Annotated in this window: 20 protein-coding genes and 1 other RNA gene; 7 read left to right on the top strand and 14 right to left on the bottom strand. The window is 57.4% G+C overall.

Annotated elements, in window-relative coordinates:
- Window positions 1–135 precede the first annotated feature (135 nt).
- Entirely contained in the window at window positions 136–1,704 is a 1,569-nt protein-coding gene (locus tag KTH07_RS02785; protein WP_032620145.1) for an EAL domain-containing protein, read from the top strand.
- Here the strand turns inward: KTH07_RS02785 and KTH07_RS02780 are convergent.
- On the bottom strand, window positions 1,697–1,969 hold the full coding sequence (locus tag KTH07_RS02780; RefSeq protein WP_015571258.1) for a metal-sensing transcriptional repressor: 273 nt from the start codon (window positions 1,967–1,969) through the stop codon (window positions 1,697–1,699). The genes KTH07_RS02785 and KTH07_RS02780 overlap by 8 nt on opposite strands.
- Before the next feature lie 134 nt (window positions 1,970–2,103).
- Here KTH07_RS02780 and KTH07_RS02775 point away from each other — a divergent pair, with 134 nt between their 5' ends.
- On the top strand, window positions 2,104–2,919 hold the full coding sequence (locus tag KTH07_RS02775) for a nickel/cobalt efflux protein RcnA (protein ID WP_017694400.1): 816 nt from the start codon (window positions 2,104–2,106) through the stop codon (window positions 2,917–2,919).
- A gap of 35 nt (window positions 2,920–2,954) precedes the next feature.
- Here the strand turns inward: KTH07_RS02775 and KTH07_RS02770 are convergent, their stop codons facing one another.
- The 3 genes from KTH07_RS02770 to KTH07_RS02760 all read right to left on the bottom strand — a co-directional run bounded on the left by KTH07_RS02770 (window position 2,955) and on the right by KTH07_RS02760 (window position 7,906).
- Window positions 2,955–6,044 (bottom strand): beta-galactosidase, encoded by a 3,090-nt coding sequence (locus tag KTH07_RS02770; RefSeq protein WP_217310880.1) that lies wholly within the window; start codon window positions 6,042–6,044, stop codon window positions 2,955–2,957.
- Window positions 6,045–6,147: 103 nt separating this feature from the next.
- Window positions 6,148–7,218: a LacI family DNA-binding transcriptional regulator gene (locus KTH07_RS02765; protein WP_017694402.1), complete on the bottom strand. Its 1,071-nt coding sequence runs from the start codon at window positions 7,216–7,218 to the stop codon at window positions 6,148–6,150.
- 76 nt (window positions 7,219–7,294) lie between these two features.
- Window positions 7,295–7,906: a YitT family protein gene (locus KTH07_RS02760; RefSeq protein ID WP_017694403.1), complete on the bottom strand. Its 612-nt coding sequence runs from the start codon at window positions 7,904–7,906 to the stop codon at window positions 7,295–7,297.
- An 84-nt stretch (window positions 7,907–7,990) separates the two neighbouring features.
- Here KTH07_RS02760 and KTH07_RS02755 point away from each other — a divergent pair, with 84 nt between their 5' ends.
- Window positions 7,991–9,412 (top strand): PLP-dependent aminotransferase family protein, encoded by a 1,422-nt coding sequence (locus KTH07_RS02755; protein ID WP_017694404.1) that lies wholly within the window; start codon window positions 7,991–7,993, stop codon window positions 9,410–9,412.
- Window positions 9,413–9,482: 70 nt separating this feature from the next.
- Here the strand turns inward: KTH07_RS02755 and KTH07_RS02750 are convergent, their stop codons facing one another.
- From KTH07_RS02750 to ffs, 3 genes are all read right to left on the bottom strand, one after another.
- Window positions 9,483–9,698: a hypothetical protein gene (locus tag KTH07_RS02750; protein ID WP_015571263.1), complete on the bottom strand. Its 216-nt coding sequence runs from the start codon at window positions 9,696–9,698 to the stop codon at window positions 9,483–9,485.
- Window positions 9,695–9,946, bottom strand: coding sequence for a hypothetical protein (locus tag KTH07_RS02745; RefSeq protein ID WP_006809862.1), 252 nt, complete (start codon window positions 9,944–9,946; stop codon window positions 9,695–9,697). Before KTH07_RS02745 ends, KTH07_RS02750 begins: the two co-directional genes overlap by 4 nt.
- A 247-nt stretch (window positions 9,947–10,193) precedes the next feature.
- Window positions 10,194–10,290, bottom strand: an RNA gene (gene ffs / locus KTH07_RS02740) — signal recognition particle sRNA small type.
- A gap of 170 nt (window positions 10,291–10,460) precedes the next feature.
- Here ffs and KTH07_RS02735 point away from each other — a divergent pair.
- Window positions 10,461–10,772 carry an MGMT family protein gene (locus KTH07_RS02735; RefSeq protein WP_003859016.1) on the top strand — a complete coding sequence of 104 codons (312 nt, stop codon included), beginning with the start codon at window positions 10,461–10,463 and terminating at the stop codon, window positions 10,770–10,772.
- Window positions 10,773–10,809: 37 nt separating this feature from the next.
- Here KTH07_RS02735 and KTH07_RS02730 read toward each other — a convergent pair whose 3' ends face one another.
- Window positions 10,810–11,337: a YbaY family lipoprotein gene (locus tag KTH07_RS02730; protein ID WP_017383199.1), complete on the bottom strand. Its 528-nt coding sequence runs from the start codon at window positions 11,335–11,337 to the stop codon at window positions 10,810–10,812.
- A gap of 203 nt (window positions 11,338–11,540) precedes the next feature.
- Here KTH07_RS02730 and tesB point away from each other — a divergent pair, with 203 nt between their 5' ends.
- The gene (gene tesB / locus KTH07_RS02725) at window positions 11,541–12,401 is read left to right on the top strand and encodes an acyl-CoA thioesterase II (RefSeq protein WP_017694406.1); all 861 of its coding nucleotides are present in this window, start codon (window positions 11,541–11,543) and stop codon (window positions 12,399–12,401) included.
- A gap of 95 nt (window positions 12,402–12,496) precedes the next feature.
- Here tesB and amtB read toward each other — a convergent pair whose 3' ends face one another.
- The 5 genes from amtB to KTH07_RS02700 all read right to left on the bottom strand — a co-directional run bounded on the left by amtB (window position 12,497) and on the right by KTH07_RS02700 (window position 18,386).
- A complete protein-coding gene (amtB, locus tag KTH07_RS02720; protein WP_015571265.1) occupies window positions 12,497–13,783 on the bottom strand; it encodes an ammonium transporter AmtB in 1,287 nt (428 codons plus the stop codon).
- Window positions 13,784–13,818: 35 nt separating this feature from the next.
- Window positions 13,819–14,157: a P-II family nitrogen regulator gene (glnK, locus tag KTH07_RS02715; RefSeq protein ID WP_006809867.1), complete on the bottom strand. Its 339-nt coding sequence runs from the start codon at window positions 14,155–14,157 to the stop codon at window positions 13,819–13,821.
- Window positions 14,158–14,368: 211 nt separating this feature from the next.
- Complete coding sequence (locus KTH07_RS02710; protein ID WP_015571266.1) at window positions 14,369–16,150, bottom strand: SmdB family multidrug efflux ABC transporter permease/ATP-binding protein; 1,782 nt, start codon at window positions 16,148–16,150, stop codon at window positions 14,369–14,371.
- The gene (locus KTH07_RS02705; protein WP_023303195.1) at window positions 16,143–17,897 is read right to left on the bottom strand and encodes a SmdA family multidrug ABC transporter permease/ATP-binding protein; all 1,755 of its coding nucleotides are present in this window, start codon (window positions 17,895–17,897) and stop codon (window positions 16,143–16,145) included. Before KTH07_RS02705 ends, KTH07_RS02710 begins: the two co-directional genes overlap by 8 nt.
- A 30-nt stretch (window positions 17,898–17,927) precedes the next feature.
- Window positions 17,928–18,386 carry an Lrp/AsnC family transcriptional regulator gene (locus tag KTH07_RS02700; RefSeq protein WP_015571267.1) on the bottom strand — a complete coding sequence of 153 codons (459 nt, stop codon included), beginning with the start codon at window positions 18,384–18,386 and terminating at the stop codon, window positions 17,928–17,930.
- 115 nt (window positions 18,387–18,501) lie between these two features.
- On the opposite strand from KTH07_RS02700, the gene KTH07_RS02695 reads away from it, so the two are divergent.
- Window positions 18,502–19,548 carry a PLP-dependent cysteine synthase family protein gene (locus tag KTH07_RS02695; protein WP_017694408.1) on the top strand — a complete coding sequence of 349 codons (1,047 nt, stop codon included), beginning with the start codon at window positions 18,502–18,504 and terminating at the stop codon, window positions 19,546–19,548.
- Window positions 19,549–19,589: 41 nt separating this feature from the next.
- Here the strand turns inward: KTH07_RS02695 and cof are convergent, their stop codons facing one another.
- Window positions 19,590–20,408, bottom strand: coding sequence for an HMP-PP phosphatase (cof, locus tag KTH07_RS02690; RefSeq protein ID WP_017383195.1), 819 nt, complete (start codon window positions 20,406–20,408; stop codon window positions 19,590–19,592).
- Between the two features lie 101 nt (window positions 20,409–20,509).
- Between cof and KTH07_RS02685 the strand changes: the two genes are divergently transcribed.
- A complete protein-coding gene (locus KTH07_RS02685; protein WP_015571270.1) occupies window positions 20,510–22,210 on the top strand; it encodes an SgrR family transcriptional regulator in 1,701 nt (566 codons plus the stop codon).
- The last annotated feature ends 20 nt before the right edge of the window (window positions 22,211–22,230 follow it).

The following is a 22,230-nucleotide window of genomic DNA, read 5'->3' as shown; positions in this document are numbered from 1 at the left end:
GTTTTTGAAAGGTTGATTCAGATACCTGCCTGAGACTGTCACATGCTATAACTATATCATTTAGCGATAAAAAACTTTTTCTTCTGGCGCGCAAACTCCAGGCCCAAGGTGGGCATATGGAAAGGATAAAGCAGCATGCGAACCCGACATCTGGTCAGCCTGGTAACAGGCATACTGATCTTCTCTGTGCTGGTCCCTGTGTGCCTCAGTATCTGGCTGGCGCATCGTCAGGCAGAGGATAAATTTGTGGACGCTCTGGACAGCTATGCCTCGCGCGTCCTGATCCGTACCGACAGAGTCGTTGCGCAGGCAAAACAGGCGCTCACGCACCTACAGACATTCCACGCCCCACCCTGCACTCCCCCGCATTTACGCGAAATGCGTCGGGTTGAATTCTCATGGCGCTATATTCAGGAAGTGATGTATATCGATAACCTGAAGCCGCTCTGCTCATCCCTTGAACAATCCATTAATACGGCGATCTTACCGCCCCCGATGCGGATCACCGCAGACGGGTATAGCGCGTGGCTCACCTCGCAAAACGACCTCGGCATTCACCGCTATATGGCCGTTCTGGGGAAAGGACATTATCTGGTGATGGTTGATCCTGCCTCGCTTGTGGATGTTGTCCCGTTTGGTGAAATTTCGATGGATGCCGCCCTGGTGGGCAGTGAAACCCATCGGATATTTGCCAGAAGCAATATTGTCGACCCGTATATTCTTTCTGTCGTTAAGGAGCAGCAGGACGTTACGCGCGTACAATACAACGGCTCGATGTACGTGTTGAAACCTGTACCCGAACTGGGTTTTACGGTGATCGCGTGGGCGTCGTTAAAACCGCTGGCGGAATCGTGGCACCAGCAGCTGATCATCTGGCTACCGGCTGGCATCTTGCTAAGCCTGGCTGGTGCCCTTATTGTCCTGCGCATCCTCCGCCGTTTGCTGTCACCGCGTAACCGCCTGATCGACGCAATCAACAACCGGGAGATCGAGGTTTACTATCAGCCCATCGTAGCGCTGTGCAGTGGAAAACTGGTGGGTGCTGAAGCGCTGATGCGCTGGCCGCAGCCAGATGGCAGTCACCTGTCGCCCAATCTCTTTGTGCCGCTGGCTGAGCAGACGGGGCTTATTTCAACGCTGACGCAGCTGGTGGTGAATAAGGTGTTTGAGGATTTAGGCGCCTGGCTGCATCATCACCCGGAACTGCACATTTCTGTCAACCTTGCGCCATCGGATTTAACGTCCCCCGAGCTGCCTCGCCAGCTGAGTCAGTTGCTCAACAAATGGGGCGTCCACCCGCGCCAGATCGCCCTTGAATTAACCGAGCGCGGCTTTGCCGATCCCGCCGTCAGCGTGCCTGCCATCGCTGCGTTTCGCCGCGCCGGACACGCTATCTACATTGATGATTTTGGCACGGGTTACTCCAGCCTGAGCTATTTGCAGGATCTGGATGTCGATACCCTGAAGATTGATAAATCCTTTGTGGATGCGCTGGAGTACAAGAACGTGACTCCCCACATCATCGAAATGGCCAAATCGCTTAAACTGGCGATGGTCGCAGAAGGCATTGAAACTGAAGGGCAGATCGAATGGTTGCATCGCCACGGCGTGCAGTACGGCCAGGGCTGGTATTTCAGCAAGGCGCTGCCTAAAGAGGATTTCATTCTCTGGGCCGGGCACAACCTGGAGAAGCACATTACTTAAGGTACGATTTGATCACCTGCATCACGACCCCGAGATCGGCCTCGCGCTGCGCTTCCTCTGGCTCTTTCACCACGTGATCGGTTAAATGCCCCTCAATCACTTGCATCATCATACCGTTTACCGCGCCCCTGATCGCCGCCAGCTGCTGTAACACCTCGGCGCATTCATGATCGCTGTTAAGCATTTTTTCCAGCGCAGCGCTTTGCCCCTGAATTTTTTTCAGGCGGGTCAATAACTTCTTTTTATCACGAACTGTGTGTGACATCGCTTAGCTCCTCTTTGGTGGCGTAAAAAGCATATCACGCTCTACTCCCTCTGGGTATTTTTCTACTGGGGGGTAGTATTATACTACTGGGGGGGAGTAGTATTCTCGGCATGTTTTCCACCCCGGAATGTTCAATGAACGATTTTTCTTCTCTTCTACAGCAGGGTAACGCCTGGCTGTTTGTCCCCAGCGCCATCCTGCTTGGCGCGCTCCATGGCCTTGAGCCAGGCCATTCAAAAACAATGATGGCGGCTTTCATTGTGGCGATCCGCGGTACGCTGAAACAGGCTGTGTTGCTTGGGTTGTCCGCAACGCTGTCTCATACGGCGGTCGTCTGGATCATTGCGATGGCGGGATTATGGTTTGGTCGGGGATGGGATGCAGATACTTCTGAGCCCTGGTTTCAGTTGATTTCCGGGGTTCTGATCGTGTTGATCGCCCTGTGGATGGCGTGGCGAACCTGGCATGAGAGCCAGCCGCATCACCACCATGATGATCATCATCACCATCATGATCATCACGACCACGCGCATCATCACGACCACACGTCTCCTCTGGTTGAAGAGGAGTGGCAGGATGCCCACCAGCGCGCACACGCCCAGGACATTAACCGACGCTTCAACGGTAAAGAGGTCACCACCGGGCAAATCGCGCTATTCGGCCTGACCGGTGGGCTTATCCCCTGTCCGGCCTCCATTACGGTGCTGCTGATCTGCCTGCAACTGAAACATTTCGCGCTCGGCGCCACGCTGGTGTTCAGTTTCAGTATCGGACTGGCGCTCACTCTCGTCGCCTCTGGCGCAATTGCCGCATTAAGCATGAAACATGCGGCGAAGCGCTGGCCCGGCTTTAGCGCCTTTTCGCGCAAGGCGCCGTGGATCTCAGCGGCACTGATCGCGGTAGTCGGGATTTATATGAGCATTCACGGCGCAAGCGGGATCCTGAGATAAGCATTGCGGCCACGGCAGTGGCCGCACGTGTCGGCTCAGCCGTTCTGCTGCCAGCTAAACGTGTAGCGCAGCCGGCGGTTTTGCAGAATGAAGGCCGGGGCTACGCTCGGGCTCCATGAGTCGTCCCCCCCTACGCCCATGTGAAACGCATCAAGATTCAACCAGCAGCCAGCCTCTTCCCGCAGCAAGTGCTGATGCGTTGTCTCATGCAGCTGCCGCTGGCTATAACGGCTCAGGGAGAAATGGAACTGTCCCTGCAACTGATGGGAGCCAAACGTCAGCTCGCGGGTGTCGCAGCGCAAACCGTTCTCCGTCGGGAAGATATACGGCGTCTGCATCTCTTCCAGCGGTAACGCCCAACGCCCCTGCTGCGCCGCCAGTTTTCTGTCCGGATAGTTCTCCAGCGGGCCTAGCCCCAGCCAGCGCACCGTTTCCGGGATATCCGCCAGCATAACGCTCAGGCCCACGCGAGCGGGCTCAGGAATGTCAGACGCCACCGTCACCTGCACATCACCGTGCAGCACCCCGTGGTCATCAATCCGCCAGAGCTTGCAGCTGATAAACAGCGCTTTACCCTGATGCTCCCACACGTGCTGCGTGGTCACCACCACCTCACGGGCATGCTGCTCCGCTTCACACTGGAGGAGGCGCGCGGACATCCCATACATCCCTGCCGCTTTCCAGCGTTCCACCCACGCGTTCGGATCGATGCGGGTCGCCTCGCTGACGCCAATGTCATTGTCCAGCGGCGCGCGGGTGAAGTTATCCGTTAGCGGGGAACGGAGCGTTTCAGCGCCCTCGTTCCACCACTGGGCCAGGTTTCCGGTGAGAAGGCTAAACTGCCAGCGCTGCTGCTGATGAGTAATGTCCAGCGCCTCGTCCTGCACCGTTAGCTGCGGAGGGGTTCCGCCTGCTTTCGGTGGCGCAAGGTACAGCGGAGCCGGGAGCGGCCACTGATCCCAGGCACAACGGTGGCCGGGCGGCGACCACGGCGTGGCCTGCGGCTGAACGATCTCCACGTTGAGCCAGACCTCGCCCGGCTCAGCGTCAAGCTCAGGCAGCGGGATCTCAACGCGCTGCGTCTCCTGAGGCGCAACAGAAAGGGGTGTTTCGCCGGAGGTCAATACCGCACCGTCACGCGCCACCGACCATCGCAGATATTCGTTGTCAGTATGACGGAACAGATATTCGCTCTGGATCTCGACGACCAGCGGAACGGTGCTCACCAGCGTAAAGGTAAAGAACTGCTGGGCACGCTGCGCCTCGTAAAGGGCGGGGTGCGGAGTGCGATCGGGAAACACCAGCCCGTTGAGGCAGAACTGACGGTCGTTGGGCTTATCGCCAAAATCGCCGCCGTAGGCCCAGAATGCCGTGCCGTCTTCCGCTTTTTTCGTCAGCGCCTGATCGACCCAGTCCCAGACAAATCCGCCCTGCAACCGGGGATGGCTGCGGAATGCCTGCCAGTAGCTGGCAAAGCCGCCAAAGCTGTTGCCCATCGCGTGAGCATACTCGCACAGGATCAGCGGACGGGTTTCGTCCGGCATGCCGATCCACTTTTTAATCGACCACTTTGGCACCGCCGGGAATGGCTGATCCTGATCGACGCGGGCATACATCGGGCAGACAATATCGGTAGCGGCCGTACTGGCGCCACCGCCTTCGTACTGCACCGGCCGCGTGGGATCGGCGGTTTTCAGCCAGCGGTACAGCGCATCGTGATTCGCCCCATGCCCGGACTCATTCCCCAGGGACCAGATGATGATGGACGGATGATTCCGGTCCCGCTGCACCATACGCGTTACGCGTTCGCTCATGGCAGGCAACCAGCGCGGATCGTCCGCCAGGCGGCTCATCGGCACCATGCCGTGGGTTTCAATATTCGCCTCATCGACCACGTACAGGCCGTAGCGATCGCAAAGCGTGTACCACAGAGGATGGTTCGGATAATGCGAGCAGCGCACGGCGTTGAAGTTATGCTGCTTCATCAGTTCGATGTCGCGGCGCATGGTCGCCTCATCCATCACCTGCCCCTTCTCAGGATGATGTTCGTGACGGTTCACGCCGCGGATCAGCAGCGGTTTGCCGTTAAGCTTCAGCAGGCCGTTGCTGATTTCGACGCGTCTGAAACCGACATCGCAGGCTTCAGTCTCCAGCACGTTACCCTGCGCATCCCGAAGCGACATTGTCAGCCGATAGCATTCCGGTGTTTCAGCGCTCCACAGCGCGGGAGCGTTCACGGGTATCGCCACCGTAAGCCGTTCAGCCCAACTGCCGCGTTCGTCCACGATGGCCGATCCGGGCTGCTGCGTGGTTTGCGCGCAGGCTTCGCCATTACGCCACAGGGTAAACGCCACCTCGCATTCGGCGTAGCGTGAGCCTTCCAGCGCAACGTCAACCCGGAGTATCGCCCGATCGCATTCGGCATTCAGATCGGTCACGATCTGATAATCGGCAATTCGCGTTTCCGGCTTGTGCAGCAGCGAGACGTCGCGGAAAATGCCGCTCATCCGCCACATGTCCTGATCTTCCAGGTAGCTTCCGTCGCACCAGCGTAACACCATCACCGCCAGACGGTTCTGCCCCGGTCGCAGCACCGCGCTGAGATCGAACTCCGCAGGCAGACGGCTGTCCTGCGAATAACCCACCCACTGGCCGTTACACCACAGATGAAAAGCTGAATTCACCCCGTCAAAAATAATGCGGGTTTGCCCGCTGCACAGCCAGGCGTCATCCATATCAAATGTGAGCGAGTAACAACCGGTTGGGTTTTCAGCCGGAACATACGGCGGGTTCACATTTATCGGATAGGTGACGTTGGTATAGATGGGAGTATCAAATCCCTCCATCTGCCAGTTCGACGGCACGGGCATCTCAACGGCGTCAGCCAGATCGTCCGTTAACCATGTCTCGGGAACCTGCTCTGGCGCCGGGAAAAAGCTGAATCGCCAGACGCCATTAAGCAGACGCTTGCTCAGCGAAGGCTTATCCTCGCGGGCGAAGGTATCATCGCGCCAGCTATGAAAAGGCGCGTGTGCGGCCAGACGATTCCACTGCGTCACGCCCGGGTTTTCCCAGTCACGACGCGCCAGAAGTGCGCTGAGGGTCAGCGGCAATGTAGAAGACATATCAACCTCTTTGCGAAGCGCTCACAATTTTAGCCAACATGCCCTGGTAAACGGTGGCGGTAAAGACTTTGATCGTCACCAGGCGAGCACGATCACAAAAGTGCTAGCTGCGCGCCAGCTTCTCCGCCAGCAGCGCCAGAGTTCTGAGCTGTTGCGCCAGATCTTCACGATCGGCCTGCTGTGCGGCGCGCGGCGCGGTGGAATGACGCACGATCAACGTAACGGGAAGTTGTTCCTGCCAGCATTCGTCGTGATGGGCAGGTGCCATCAGCCGCTCCACGCTGCGCTCACCGGCCTCGCGGAACGCCTGCCGAACGGTGGTGAGCGGAGGTGAAAACCACGCGCTGTCAGCCGTATCATCAAACCCGACAACCGAGATCTGCCCCGGTACCGCAACGCCTTTTTCCGCACAGGCGCGTAAAACGCCAAGCGCCATCTGATCGTTAGCGACGAGGATCGCCTCCGGCAGCTGCGCGCCCGCCAGGAGCTGATGCCCTTTCTCATAGCCCGAGGCCGCGCTCCAGTCGCCCTGCGCCACCGCAAACGCCTCCACGCCGGCCCGGGCCAGCGTGGTTTTCCATCCCGCCAGACGAGCCCGGGCAGAGACAGAACTTTCCGGCCCGGCGAGCAGCGCAATTCGCTGGTGCCCCAGCGAAAGCAGATGCTCTGCCCCCAGGCCAGCGCCCTGTTCGGCATTGAAAACAAGGCTGTTAACCCGAGCTGTGGGGGAAACATCGAGAAAAAGAACCGGGGTCGGCGAGGCCATTTCCTGAAGCATTTCTGCCTGTGCATCTTCCAGCGGAACGTTCACCAGCAGCGCCTCCACGCGCTGCGCCAGTAATTCCTGCAAAGCAGCCTGACACTGCGCGGGTTGCTCCACCATGGAGATGAGTACGCTAGCCCCCTGCTCCACTGCCCGGGATTTTACAGCTGAGGCGATTTGCGACGGCGCATGCAGCGCCAGATCGCTGGTCATCAGCCCCAGCGTGCGGGTACGTTTCCCGGCCAGCTGCTGCGCGCCACGGTTAGGCACATAGTGTAGCGCCGCCATGGCCTGCCGGACCTTTTCCCGCGTACGGGCAGAAACGTGTTCTGCGTCGTTAATCACCCGGGAAACGGTCTGATAGGAAACGCCCGCCACGCGGGCAACGTCATAAAGAGTGATCGCTTTCATACATTCTGGCGTCGTAAAAGAGAAGTCTCTATTCTGACACAGTTACGCCATCATAGCCTGTGAGCGCTTCGCAAAATTAAACAATCCGCTCCGGCCGCGCGGCTTTCTGAATGCGCGGTCTCTGCCGAAACCACGGCAAACAGAGCTGGATCAGCGGGCCGATGGTTAATGCATACAGTACGGTTCCAACGCCAAACGCTCCCCCGAGGAGGTAGCCGACGATCAACACGGTCACCTCGATCGCGGTACGCACGCTGCGGATCGACCAGCCCAGCCGGGTATGTATGCCGGTCATCAGACCGTCGCGCGGGCCTGCGCCAAAACCCGCGCCGATATACATCCCGGTGGCAAGGGCGTTAACCACAATGCCGGAAACCAGCAGGGTGATGCGCACGGGCAGCGAGGTGAGCTCAGGGATCAGCGCCATTGACGCATCGGCCGCCAGACCAATACAAATCACATTACTGATAGTACCCAGTCCCGGCAGCTGACGCAGCGGGATCCACAGCAGCAGCACCGCGGCCCCGGTTAAAATAATCACCGTGCCGATACTCATCCCGGTCTGGATGGCGACGCCAAGGTGAAAGACATCCCACGGGTCGACACCCAGATCCGAACGAATAAACATCGCGGTTGAAAGCCCATACAGGCCTAAACCGACATAAAGTTGTACCAGACGACGTACCATTTTCTCTTCTCCGAAGAACCAGGTTCCATCTTCGGTGAAAATGGCACTATGATTAATGTCCAGTTTTCAAATAGTGGACTGCATATGTCATCACGTCGTTTTGGAAGCCAGTCTCTGGTACGCCTGTTAGGGCACTGGCAGCAAGCCTCTTCCCGCACCCCGCTGTGGCGCCAGCTGGCTGACGCGTTACGCCTGTTAATTCTGGATGGCAGGCTGGCGTTAAACACGCGCCTGCCCGGAGAGCGGGAACTGGCCGCCGCTCTGAGCGTAAGTCGTACCACCATCAGCAGCGCGCTGGCGCATCTGCGGGAAGAGGGTTATCTGGAGAGCCGTCACGGCAGCGGTTCGCGGGCGATCCTGCCAGACAGCTGCGCCGTGCCCACGCTTTCTACTGCCAGCGCGGCGCTGGATCTCTCAACCGCCGCACTCAACGCGGGACCAGAGATCCACCAGGCCTACGCCCACGCGCTGACGGCCATCACGCCGAATCTGGCGCTGACCGGGTACGATCAGCTTGGGCTTCCGGCGCTGCGTGAAGCTATCGCCGCCCGCTACACCGCACGCGGTCTGCCCACCCGGGCAGACGAAGTGATGGTGGTGAACGGCGCCGTCAGCGGCTTCGCCCTGATCTTAAGAATGATGACCGGTCCCGGGGATCGCGTGGTGGTGGATCATCCCACCTACCCGCTGGCGATAGCCGCTATTCAGGGGGCGCTATGCCGGCCCGTGGGCGTCTCGCTGCCTGAAACGGGCTGGGATACCGACGGTTTTGCCGCAACGCTTGCCCAGACCGCCCCGCGTCTGGCCTATCTGATGCCGGATTTTCATAATCCGACCGGACGTTGCATGGATGCCGTGACGCGCCAGACCATAACCGACATCGCCGCGCAGACCCGCACCACGCTGGTGGTGGATGAAACCATGGTCGATCTCTGGTTCGATGTTCCCCCGCCGCCGCCGCTGGCCGCCTTTAACCCGGAGGCCACGGTGATGACGCTGGGTTCCGCAGGCAAAAGCTTCTGGGGTGGGCTGCGTCTCGGCTGGATCCGCGCCTCGTCACGCACTATCGCCACCCTCGCGCAAACGCGCGACACGCTGGATCTGGGCTCTCCGGTGCTGGAACAGCTGGCCACGCTGTGGCTTATCGAAAACAGTGCAACCTTCCTGCCTGCCCGGCGGCAAATGCTGGCAGAACGGCGCGACCGCTGCGGCCAGATGCTGCGGGAACATTTCCCCGAATGGCGGTTTCAGGAAGCGGAGGGAGGGCTTTCATACTGGATTGAATTACCCGGCATGCTGGCGACACAGCTGGCGGCACGCGCCGAAACGACAGGCATCATTATGGGCACCGGCACGCGTTTTGGACTATCAGGCGCGTTTGACCGCTACCTGCGTATGCCCTTCTCACTCAGTTCACCAGAACTTGAAGAGGCATTATTGCGGATCAAACCGCTGTGGCGTGCATTAAATAAAAGTGTAGCGCCAGTAAAACGGAGCCTGGTGTAAATTATTCGCCAGAAACAATAAAAACTGCTGACTGTATCGCATGCAGTCAGCAGTTTTCATGAAGAACAACTTAATGTTGAGGTGGAATCGGGAAGCCTTTCAGCGAAATAATGAAATTATCCCCTTCTTTCTTTATTTTTGCACCGGTATCACACCAGTCAGACGCAATACGAAAGAACTCATCACTTCCTACATTCCAGCCAAGACGAACATGTTTCACGTAGCCGGAACGTAACAGATTGCAGGCCTCGTTGTAGTCACTGGCAGTCGATAGTTGTTGTTTCATTTTCTCTTCTTCAGAAGTTTACGTAGTGCTTTGATTTCTTTAGGAGTAAATGGAGTTACGCTCTCTTCTTCCGTATGCTGATTATCAACATCCTCTTCCGATACTCCCGCCTCTTCTACTGCTTCAAATGCCAGCAGCAGCAGTTTCTCTGTGGTCACGCTTAAATTCTCATTATTGTCTTCCGCATAGTGGCGAAGTCTTTCTTTTAGCGCTTCATCAATTTTAACGTTTAAAACCGCAGTAACCATGATTGTCACATCCTTTCGGAACACGTGTTTAATTTAATACACGAAGATAAGTTTGTTATCCAGATATATATTTTTTAGCTTATAACAGAATAAAGGCATCGAAAAATAAAATGACAGTCTATTATTACAGGTTTATGACATTATTATTTCAGTTAAATGAAGGTTGCATTACAAAAAATACAATAGTCACATTATTTAGAAGGTTTATTCAGGGGAACGACTGGAGAGGAGCTCAAATGGGTGGGGGCCCTGCCAGCTACATCCCGGCACCCACGTCGTCTGCCCTGGCTGCTTCCTTCCGGACCTGACCTGGTGAACAGAGTAGCGTTGCGGGAGAACCAACAGAGCCCCCATTGAGAGCGTTGATAACCAACGCGCTGGCGCATTATCCCTGTGGAGCACCTCAATTGCAAGCCGCTAGCAACCGGATGCTGGATTATTGCGCAAACTGCCCCGACAATCTTCTTTATCTTCGTATAACATTACCCTTCGCTGATTTCCCGCAGGAGAAACAATGGACGAACATGACACTTTCCCACAGCGAGTGTGGCAAATCGTAGCCTCGATCCCGGAAGGCTGTGTCACGACCTATGGGGAAGTTGCCCGGCTGGCGGGTTCTCCGCGCGCGGCGCGTCAGGTAGGCGGCGTGCTAAGGAGGCTACCAGAAGGAAGCACGTTACCGTGGCACCGGGTCGTCAATCGCCATGGCGCCATTTCCCTCACCGGGCCAGACTTGCAGCGCCAGCGTCAGGCTTTACTTTCAGAAGGGGTGCAGGTGTCCGGGGCAGGACAAATTGATATGCAGAAGTATCGCTGGGAGTACTGACGCCCTCTCCCGTCAACATGGAGAGGGCGAAAGAGAATTACAGCTGTGTTGGCGGTGTAGGCAGAGTCGGCTGATTGTTCTGCGTTGCAACAGGTACTTCAGTTTGCTGCACCGGTACCAGGGTCAGGTCGATTTTGGTGCCGCCTTTGTTGACCGCTTCCTGCACGGTATCGGTGATAAAGACCAGCTTATCGTTGATCGTTACCGCCGCGCTCAGGAGGATACGCGCATTGGGTTGCACGTCAGACGGGTTGTACGGCAGCACAAAGCTGAACGGCGCCTGTTTACCCTCTGTACGAACCGCGCGCTGCGCAAGCACTTTGGAAGGCGCATCCGCCAGGGAAGCATCAGACAGCGTGACCGTTAAAACCGCATCCGGCGGCAGCGCAACCTTCTGTTTGATCCAGATCGTACCGGAAACATTTGGCTGCTGAATAGCTTGCTGTGAAAGGGTGTTAATCCCGTTTGCGCTTGCTGTTGGCACCGGTACATCGGCACTCTTACCAGCACAGGCGGACAACGCTACCGCAATTGCTACACCACTGAGCATAGGCACGAGTTTCATTGAAGTCTCCTTATCATCAATGCACCAGCGGGATCGATCCCATCTGATGTCGTTTTATTCACATAACGAATACAAGTGTGGCACAAATCACGGATTTATGCCTAATTTCGTCCGGATATTAAGATTATTCTACCCATCGGACCACTTTCATTTCTGGGTTATACTCAGCGTATCTTTCGCCACGGCGTTTATTGAGGACCACTATGAGTCAGGCACTGAACAATCTGCTGACATTACTGAACCTGGAAAAAATAGAAGAAGGGCTATTTCGCGGACAGAGCGAAGATTTAGGCTTACGCCAGGTTTTTGGCGGCCAGGTCGTGGGGCAAGCGCTGTATGCCGCCAAGGAGACCGTCCCGGCAGACCGTCTGGTGCACTCGTTTCACAGCTACTTTTTACGCCCCGGTGACAGCGCTAAACCGATTGTTTACGACGTGGAAGTTCTGCGTGACGGTCAAAGCTTCAGCGCCCGTCGCGTGGCGGCCATCCAGCATGGCAAACCCATCTTCTACATGACCGCCTCGTTCCAGGCGCCAGAGCCGGGCTATGAGCATCAAAAAAAGATGCCGTCTGCCCCGTCGCCGGACGATCTGAAATCGGAAACCGAAATTGCCCGCGCTCTCGCGCATCTGCTGCCGCCGCAGGTAAAAGAGAAGTTTCTGTGCGATAAACCGCTGGAGATCCGCTCGGTCGAATTTCATAACCCAATGAAGGGGCATACCGCTGAGCCCGCCCGCCAGGTGTGGATCCGCGCCAACGGCAGCGTACCCGCAGATTTACGCGTGCATCAGTACCTGCTGGGGTATGCGTCGGATTTCAACTTCCTGCCGGTTGCGCTACAGCCGCACGGTGTGGGCTTCCTCGAAAAAGGGATGCAGGTAGCCACAATTGACCATTCCATGTGGTTCCACCGTCCATTCGATATGAACGAATGGCTGCTTTACAGCGTGGAAAGTACCTCTGCGTCCAGCGCGCGCGGCTTTGTACGTGGGGAGTTTTACACTCAGGATGGCGTGCTGGTGGCTTCTACCGTGCAGGAAGGTGTGATGCGTAATCGCGGGTGATGTAAAAAGCCCGGTGGCGCTGCGCTCACCGGGCCTGCGAATTGTGCTTTTTCAGGCCGGGTAAGGCGAAGCCGCCGCCCGGCAAGGCACTCAAATTATGCGTTATAGGCATTCTCGCCGTGGCTGTTGACGTCCAGGCCTTCGCGCTCCTGCTCTTCCGGCACGCGCAGCCCAACGGTCATATCAGCCAGCTTGTAACCGATAAAGGCCACAACACCGGACCAGACAACGGTGATCGCGATGCTTTCCAGCTGTACCAGCACCTGATGCATCATGGTCACGCCTTCTGCGTAACCCACACCGCCCAGAGATTGGGCAGCAAAGATACCGGTCATGATACAGCCGACGATGCCGCACACACCGTGTACGCCGAATACATCACACGGATCGTCAACGCGCAGAACACGTTTCAGTGCGGTAACGCCCCACAGCCCCGCCAGTCCTGCGACGATACCGATCAGCAGCGCACCGCCCACGCCCACGTAACCGCACGCTGGCGTAATACCTACCAGACCGGCAATCGCCCCGGAACAGGCACCCAGCAGCGATGGCTTGCCGCGAACGGCCCACTCGCCAAATACCCATGAGAGGATAGCGCCGGCGGTTGCCACAACGGTATTCACGAAGGCCAGCGCGGCGATTTCGTTAGCGGCGCTGGCTGAACCTGCGTTGAAGCCGAACCAGCCAAAATAGAGGATGGCGGTGCCGGTAAAGACCATCGGCAGATTGTGCGGCTTAAATGCTTCCTTCCCGAAGCCCACGCGCTTACCAATCAGGTATGCGCCTACCAGACCTGCTACCGCGGCGTTGATGTGCACAACGGTACCGCCCGCAAAGTCCAGCGCGCCATGGGAAGCCAACAGACCACCTCCCCAGACCATATGCGCAATCGGGATATAGGAGAGCGTCAGCCAGACCACCACGAAAATCAGTACCGCAGAGAAGCGGATACGCTCAGCCAGCGCGCCCACAATCAGCCCCACGGTGATGCAGGCGAATGAGCCCTGGAACGCGACATGAATATACTGATAAAAACTGCCCATCACCGCGGTCAGTTCGATATTTTTCAGCATCGCCCAGTTAACGTTGCCGAAGAAGGCGTTGCCCTCCCCGAAGGCCAGCGAGTAACCGTAAACCACCCACAGCACACACACCAGCGCGAACGTGACGGCAACCTGCGTCAGCATGGAGAGTACGTTCTTGCCGCGGATCAGGCCGCCGTAAAACAGCGCGATCCCCGGAATCGTCATGAACAGCACCAGCGCGGTGCAAATCATCATAAAGGCGTTATCGGCTTTGTCTGCCACAGCAGGTGCAGCCATTGCCAGGCCCGGCAGCAGTGCCAGCGAACCCAGACCTGTTTTCATTGTTGCTTTCTTCATTTTCTCGATCCCTATCACTGTGTGCCAGGAGTTACTTACAACGCCGCTTCGTCAGATTCGCCGGTACGGATGCGAATGACGCGCTGTAGTTCGGCAACGAAAATTTTGCCGTCGCCAATTTTTCCGGTGTAGGCTGCTTTGCTGACGACATCAATCACCTCATCAAGCTGATCGTCGGCAATCGCCACATCAATCTTCACTTTTGGCAGGAAGTTAACGCTGTATTCCGCCCCGCGATAAAGCTCGGCATGACCTTTCTGACGCCCAAAGCCTTTCACTTCGGTGACAGTCAGTCCCTGAATACCCATGGAAGACAGCGCTTCACGCACGTCTTCGAGTTTGAATGGTTTGATTACCACCGTAACCAGCTTCATATATCCCCTCCAGTCAGAATTCGGTAATGGCCGCAGCTAACACGAAAGGGATATTGCAAAGGGTGTGCCAGAAGTGAAAGGTGAGGAGGAAAGCGCCGCGGCGCGGATGCGCCGGGAAGAGGCGAAAAAAAACGCACCATGGCAGTGCAGGGTGCGTTTCAGTTTTGCACCAACGGTTAAATCTGTTAGCGCATTGCCTTGTTATGGTGCATCAGGCGCTGAGTGACTCTTCCTCGCGCGCGCTGGCGGCCAGTTCGTCGCCTGCCAGCTGCAACTGATACATCTGCCAGTAGCGTCCTTTTGCCTCAAGCAGCGCTCTGTGCGTCCCCCGTTCAACGGCCTGGCCACGGTGCAGCACCAGAATGGTATCGGCATCGACGATGGTTGAGAGGCGGTGGGCGATTACCACCAGCGTAGTGCGATCCCGCACGGCAGCCAGCGCCTGCTGGATCGCCTGCTCGGTACCGGAGTCAATGCTTGCGGTCGCTTCATCCAGAATTAACACCTGTGGCGTCTCAATCAGCACGCGCGCCAGCGCAAGAAGTTGCTTTTGCCCGACCGAGAGATTATTGCCCTGCTCACCCAGCCGGGTATGGATCCCCTCGCTTAACCCGCGCGCCAGATCCGCAAGCTGTACCGTTTCCAGCACCTCCCATACCTGCTCAGGCGTGAAAGGTCGTCCCAGCGTCACGTTGGCATAAAAGGTATCCGCCAGTACCACCGGATCCTGCTGCACCATCGCGACGCCCTTACGTAACGCGTTGTGGCTAAGCGCGGCAAGCGGCCGTCCGTCCAGACGGATCTCCCCTTGCGTCAACGGATAGTAGCCCATCAGCAAACTGGCGAGCGTGCTTTTGCCGCTACCGGTATGCCCAACCAGGGCGACAAAACCGCGCGACGGTACCTCGAGGTTGATATCCTGCAAGACAAGCTGGTCGTCGCGGTAGGCAAACGAGACATGATCAAACGCTATGGATCCACTTTCCAGCGGGCGTTCGTCATCGCCATAGGTCTGACGCGGCCTGTCCATCAGCTCGAATACACGTTCGCCCGCGACCACTGCCTGTTGCAGCATCGATTGCTGCGTGGTGAGTTCAATCAGCGGTTCGTTAAGGCGTCCAAGGTAGCTGATAAATGCGTACAGTACCCCCACCTCGATGGTTCCGCGCGTCGTCAGGCCAAACAGCATCAACAGCCCGCACAGCACCAGCGCAGAGAAGAGGCTCAGCAGCGGGCGTAACAGGAAGCCATCCAGCCGTAACGTCTGCATCCGCGCCATATAATGCGAGCGGCTGGCTTCTCCCATTCGCTCGCCAAAACGCGCCTGCTGGCGAAACTGCTGGATAACGCTCATGCCGTTGATCACTTCGTTGAAGCCATCATTGATATCTGCGAGGTAAGCGCGCACGCGACGAACAATCGGCGTGCTGTAGCGCTGGTAAATTACCATCACAATCAGCACCGCCGGGAAAATAGCGATCGCCACCAGCGCCATACGCCAGTCCAGGCTGAACATCGCCACCAGCATCGCGCCAATTAACGCGGCACTGCGCAGAACCGTTGCGACAACGGTTACATAGAGGTCGCGGATCACCTCGGTGTCATTGGTGACGCGCGAAATAACCTGCCCGACCGGCTGAGTATCAAACTCGCTCAGCGGCTGGCGCAGCGCGGCATCCATCACATCCGTGCGAAGCTGCTGGACCACGCCCACGGCGGCCCGGTTAAACAGCAGCGACTGCGCATAGTGCAGCCCCGCCGCCGTCAGCTGTAGGCCGACATACGCCACGCCCAGCCCCGCCACCAGCCCCAGCGGCAGATAGTTTTTCGCCACCATATTGTCGATGAAATAACTGATAAGCAGCGGACCGGTCACCTCCGCAATCGCGGCGATCCACAGCAACAGCACGGCGATGGAAAGCGGTTTGCGCCACGGCGAGCCATAGGCCAGCAGCCGTTTTAACGTCGGCCACATCTGTCCAAACTTACGCATCGGCGACCTCCTCATCCAGCGCGGCTTCAAGCTGTTGATAGCGGTACATATCCCGATACCATCCGGTCTGCCCGGCGAGCTGCTCATGCTGACCACGCTGAGCAATATGCCCGTGCTGAAGCACCAGAATTTCACTGGCTTCGGTAAGGGCCGACAGACGGTGCGCGCTGATGATGACCGTGCGCCCCTCTCCCCACTGGCGAAGGTTATGCAAAATTTGATGTTCAGTACGCCCGTCAACCGCGGACAGCGCATCATCCAGTATCAGGATCTCAGCGTCCAGCAGCAGCGCGCGGGCAATAGAGATACGCTGTTTTTGTCCGCCGGAGAGCATAACGCCCCGCTCACCCACTTCCGTGTCGTAGCCCTGCGGCAGGCGCAGAATATCCTCGTGGACGCTGGCCAGACGCGCCACGTGCTCGATCTGGTCCTGTGTCGCCGTCGGACACCCGAGCGCGATATTGTTGGCAATGGTGTCTGAAAACAAAAACGGCGTCTGGCTGACGACCGCCAGGCGGCTGCGCCAGTCATCCAGCAGCAGACGTGGCAGAGGGACGTCGTGGAAACGGATATCGCCTTCGCTCACGTCAAAATGGCGCTGAATCAGTGACAGAATGGTGCTTTTACCGGAACCCGTCGGGCCACAGATGCCCAGCATCTGACCAGGACGCAGCGTGAAACTGACGTTCTCAAGCACCGGATGTTCCGTTTGCGGGTAGATAAAGGCGCGGATATCAGCCTTGAGAATACCCGGACCTTCCGATACCGGCTCGCTGCCATCGTTCACGACCGGCACTTCCGCCAGCATGGCGCGGATACGGCTGTAAGCGGCGCTCCCGCGTTCAACGATATTAAACATCCAGGCCAGCGCCAGCATCGGCCAGATCATCAGCCCAAGGTACATCGCAAAGCTGGTTAACTGCCCGAGGGTCATCGTGCCTTGCACCACCATCCAGCTGCCGCCGCCCACTGCCAGCAGGTTCGCCATGCCAATCGCAATATAAATTGTCGGATCGAAACGGGCATCAATACGCGCCACGCGCATGTTTTTCGCGCCGGTATCGGCGGCGTCGGCGGCAAACAGCGCGGACTGGCGGTCTTCCAGACCAAACGCTTTAATCATGCGGATGCTGGTCATGCTCTCCTGGGTGCGATCGTTCAGCGACGAGAACGCCGCCTGCGCCAGCTTAAAGCGTTCATGGAGCTGCTCGCCGTAGCGGTTAATTGCCAGCGCCATCAGCGGCATCGGCAGCAGCGCCAGCAGCGTGAGCTCCCAGCTAATTTGCGTAGACATCACAATCAGTACCGCACAGCCCATCACCAGGGAATCCACCAGCGTTAGCACCCCTTCACCGGCGGCAAACACCACGCGGTCTACATCGTTAGTGGCGCGGGCGATGAGATCCCCGGTACGGTGACGCAGATAAAACTCAGGGTGCTGGCGGCTCAGCTGGCGGTAAAAGTCCTCGCGCAGCTCAACGGCAAGCTGATAGGACGCGCCGAACAGCAGCACGCGCCAGACATAACGCAGCAGGTAAACCACCACGGCCGTCAGCACCAGCGTACCGCCCCACATCATCACCCGTGCGGCGGTGTAATGTTGTTCCGTAACGCCATCCACGACGTAACCCACCACTTTGGGCGGGATTAGTTGCAGAATGGCAATGATAATAAGCAGGGCCACCGCGCCGAGGTAGCGTTGCCACTCCCGACGAAAGTACCAGCTTAATTGGGCAAATAATCGCACGCGGTCTTTTCCTGAAGGTATTTTAAGAAGTTATTCAATGGGTAACGCTGTGGTGTATTTAATCTGTTCCATGGCGAAACTGGAGGTGACATCGGACAAGCCTGGTACGCTATTGACCAGCCGCTTGTAGAAATCATCGTAGCGCTTCATGTCTGCCACCTGAACGCGCATCAGATAGTCGTATTCCCCCGCCATGCGCCAGAAGCCGAGCACTTCGGGCATGTCGGAAACCTGGGTGACGAAGCGGCAGTACCATTCGCTACTGTGATGCTGCGTTTTTATCAGGACGAAGGCGGTCAGTCCAAGCCCCAGTTTTTCGGGATCCAGCAACGCCACGCGTCCCAGCAGAATGCCATCATCTTCCAGCTTCTTGAGGCGCTTCCAGCACGGTGTGGTGGTCAGATTAACGGCATCTGCCAGCGCCTGCAAAGAGAGGGTGCAGTCGCTTTGCAGCAAAGAAAGCAGCTTACGATCAATTTTATCTAACATAGCCACCTCGAAGAGAAAATTATTCTCCTTACATTCTATTTTAAAGGTCAGATAGCAACAATTTTTTCTGTGCTTTTCGCTATGCTGGGCACAAAATGACAAACGGATAACTACGATGAATAGCACCTGGGTTAAACATGCCATCAGCGAAATAAATGCCGACTATCAGCGCTCGGCAGACACCCACTTGATCCGCCTGCCTCTGCCTGGATTTCCCGGCATTCAGCTTTACCTGAAGGATGAAAGCACCCATCCTACCGGCAGCCTGAAGCATCGCCTGGCGCGTTCACTCTTTTTATACGGTTTATGTAACGGCTGGATCAAAGAAGGCACCACGATTATTGAATCGTCGTCCGGATCAACTGCCGTCTCCGAAGCCTACTTTGCCCGCCTGCTGGGCCTCCCGTTTATCGCCGTGATGCCCTCCTGCACGGCGAAACGTAAAGTCGAACAGATCGAATTTTACGGCGGACGCTGCCACTTTGTGGAAAGCGCCTGCGAAATCTATGCGGCCTCCGAAATGCTGGCCCGCGAACTGAATGGTCACTATATGGACCAGTTTACCTTCGCCGAGCGCGCCACCGACTGGCGCGGCAATAATAACATTGCGGACAGCATTTTCCGCCAGATGACCCACGAGCCGCATCCTGTTCCCTCTTACATTGTCATGAGCGCGGGCACGGGCGGAACCTCCGCCACCATCGGACGTTATATCCGCTGTCAGGGTTATGATACGCAGCTGATGGTGGTTGACCCGCAAAACTCGGTGTTCCTCGATTACTGGCAATCCCGCGATGCCAGCCTGCGCAGCCCCGTGGGGAGCAAGATCGAAGGGATTGGTCGCCCGCGCGTCGAACCCTCGTTCATTCCGGACGTTGTGGATGAGATGCTCCGCGTGCCGGACGCCGCCAGCGTCGCGACGGCGCACTGGCTGGAGACACAGCTTGGCCGTAAAGTCGGGGCTTCCACCGGCACCAATATGTGGGGCGCGCTACAGCTGGCCGCGAGGATGCGCGAAGAAGGCCGTACCGGCTCTGTCGTCACGCTGCTGTGCGACAGCGGGGAGCGCTACCTGGACACCTATTACAACGCAGAATGGGTACAGGCCAATATTGGCGATGTAGAACCGTGGAAAGCGCAGATTTCACAGCTGGTGAAATAAAAAAAAGCCAGGCTTTAGCCTGGCTTGCTGGAAGGGTCTCACTATTCGGGGGAATATGGGAGGTTATTTTTGTCCAGCCAATGCGTCAAAAAATGGGACACCGCTTCGTTACGACAGTGTCCGATAACCGGTAAATGCGGGAGCGCGGCGATAAGTTGCGGCATCGCGTTCCCCATAATCAGTCCACGACCCACGCTGCTCAGCATCTCGTGGTCGTTCATGGCGTCACCAAAGGCCATACAGTCCTGCATCGTCAGCCCCAGATGATCGCTCAGCACCGCCAGCGCAGATCCTTTGTTACAGCCCACCGGCAGCACTTCAAGGCAGTCCACCGCCGAGAAGGTCAGGTGCGCCCGGTCGCCCAGCGCCTCGTTAAGCTGAATACGCAGGCGGCAGAGATCGTCGTGATCGCCGCAGAAGCAGATCTTGGTCACCTTGTGTGCCGGAATGCGGCGCAAATCGATAAGCTGATATTTAAAGCCGCTGTAAACGTGAGCGTGCAGCAAGGCCGGGATCTCACGCCCGGTAAACCAGCCTTCATCATTAAAAACATGCACGCTGGCCTGCGTATCCCAGGTGCTGTGCAGGACAATGTCCGCCACTTCCGGATTCAGATCCTGACGGTGCAGCATATTGCCGTCGACGGAGTGAATGCGCGTCCCGTTGCCGGTGATCAGGAACGCATCGAGGGCAAATGTTCCCAGCAGATGGCGCATCTCGAGAACATGACGACCAGTGGCAAACGTCAGGGTGACTTCACGCTCGCGCAGGCGCTTAAGTGTGTTCAGGGTTTTCTCCCCTAAACGGTGATCCGGCATTAACAGCGTGCCGTCCATATCAAATGCAGCGAGCCGAGCCATAATTACTCCCGAAATGTGATGCGGTTAACTTGTGCATCAGTATTACGTGAGATATACGGAAGTAATAGTGAATAGATGATAATTATTGTTCCGGGTTTTTCATGCGCCAGCTTAATCGTCTTAACCAGTATCAGCGTCTGTGGCACCCCTCCGCCGGCGCACCGCAGCAGGTTACCATCAGTGAACTTGCCAGCCGCTGCTTTTGCAGCGAGCGACATGTTCGCACCCTGCTGCGCCAGGCGCAGGAGGCGGGCTGGCTAAGCTGGCACGCCCGCTCCGGACGAGGTAAGCGTGGGGAATTACGCTTTCACGTCACCCCGGACTCGTTGCGTAATACGATGATGGAAGAGGCCCTGAAAAGTGGACAGCAGCACAACGCGCTGGAGCTGGCCCAGCTCGCGCCTGAAGATTTGCGATCGCTGCTGCATCCGTTTATGGGCGGGCAGTGGCAGAACGATACGCCGACGCTGCGTATTCCCTACTATCGCTCGCTGGAGCCGCTCCAGCCAGGGTTTCTCCCTGGCCGGGCGGAGCAGCATCTGGCGGGACAGGTATTCTCTGGTTTGACGCGTTTTAATGGTAACAGCAGTGAACCCACGGGCGATCTGGCGCATCACTGGGAAATCTCCGCTGACGGCCTGCGCTGGCATTTCTACATTCGCTCCACCCTGCACTGGCATAACGGCGATAAAATAGAGACGGCACAGCTCCGGAAAAGCCTGACGGCGCTGTTATCGCAGCCCGGCATGGGCACGCTTTTCCGCAGCGTCTTACGTATCGAAACCACGCATCCGCAGTGCCTGACGTTTATTCTCCATCAACCTGACTACTGGCTGGCGCACAGGCTGGCAACCTACTGTAGCCGTCTGGCGCATCCCGATTACCCCGTGGTGGGCAGCGGTCCCTTTCGACTGAGCGTTTTTGAGCCTGAACTGGTGCGTCTGGAAAGCCACGAGCAGTATCACCTTGGCCATCCGTTGCTTAAGGCTATCGAGTACTGGATCACGCCCCAGCTTTTTGACTACAGTCTGGGCACCAGCTGTCGCCACCCGGTGCAAATCGCCATTGGCGAGGCCGACGAGCTGGCCAGCCTGCGGCTGGTGAGTAACAGCACCAGTCTGGGTTTCTGCTACCTCACGCTGAAACAGAGCCCACGTCTGAGCGAACTTCAGGCAAAGCGGCTGATTAATATCATTCATCTCTCAACGCTGCTGCACACGCTTCCCCTGAACGAAGGGCTCATCACCCCTACCGAGGAACTGCTTCCCGGCTGGGCGATCCCCCAATGGCCTGATTTAACCGACGTTGCGCTGCCAGAGGCATTGACGCTCGTCTACCACCTGCCGGTTGAGCTTCACACCATGGCCAGCCAGTTAAAAGCATACCTTGCGCGGCAGGGTTGTGAACTGACCGTCATCTTTCACGACGCCAAAACGTGGGACGGGTGCCAGCAGCTTGCCGATGCAGACATCATGATGGGAGACAGACTGATTGGCGAAGCGCCAGCGTACACGCTTGAGCAGTGGCTCCGCTGCGATGCGCTCTGGCCGCATCTGCTGAGCGCACCGGCATACGCCCATTTGCAGGCCACGCTGGATGCGGTGCAGACGCAGGCCGACGAACGTGACCGACACGCAGGACTTCAGGCTATATTCAGCCGGTTAATGGAGACAGCCGTCCTGACGCCGCTCTTTAACTACCAGTATCAAATCAGCGCGCCTCCGGGCGTCAACGGCATACGCCTTAACACTCGCGGCTGGTTTGACTTCACCGAAGCCTGGCTTCCTCCCCCAAACGCGTGAAGAAGCTGGTCGCCGCTTTA

The organism is Enterobacter cloacae complex sp. ECL72 (assembly GCF_019056635.1).
GTDB lineage: Bacteria > Pseudomonadota > Gammaproteobacteria > Enterobacterales > Enterobacteriaceae > Enterobacter > Enterobacter hormaechei_C.
This window is presented reverse-complemented; position numbering and strand designations above follow the sequence as displayed.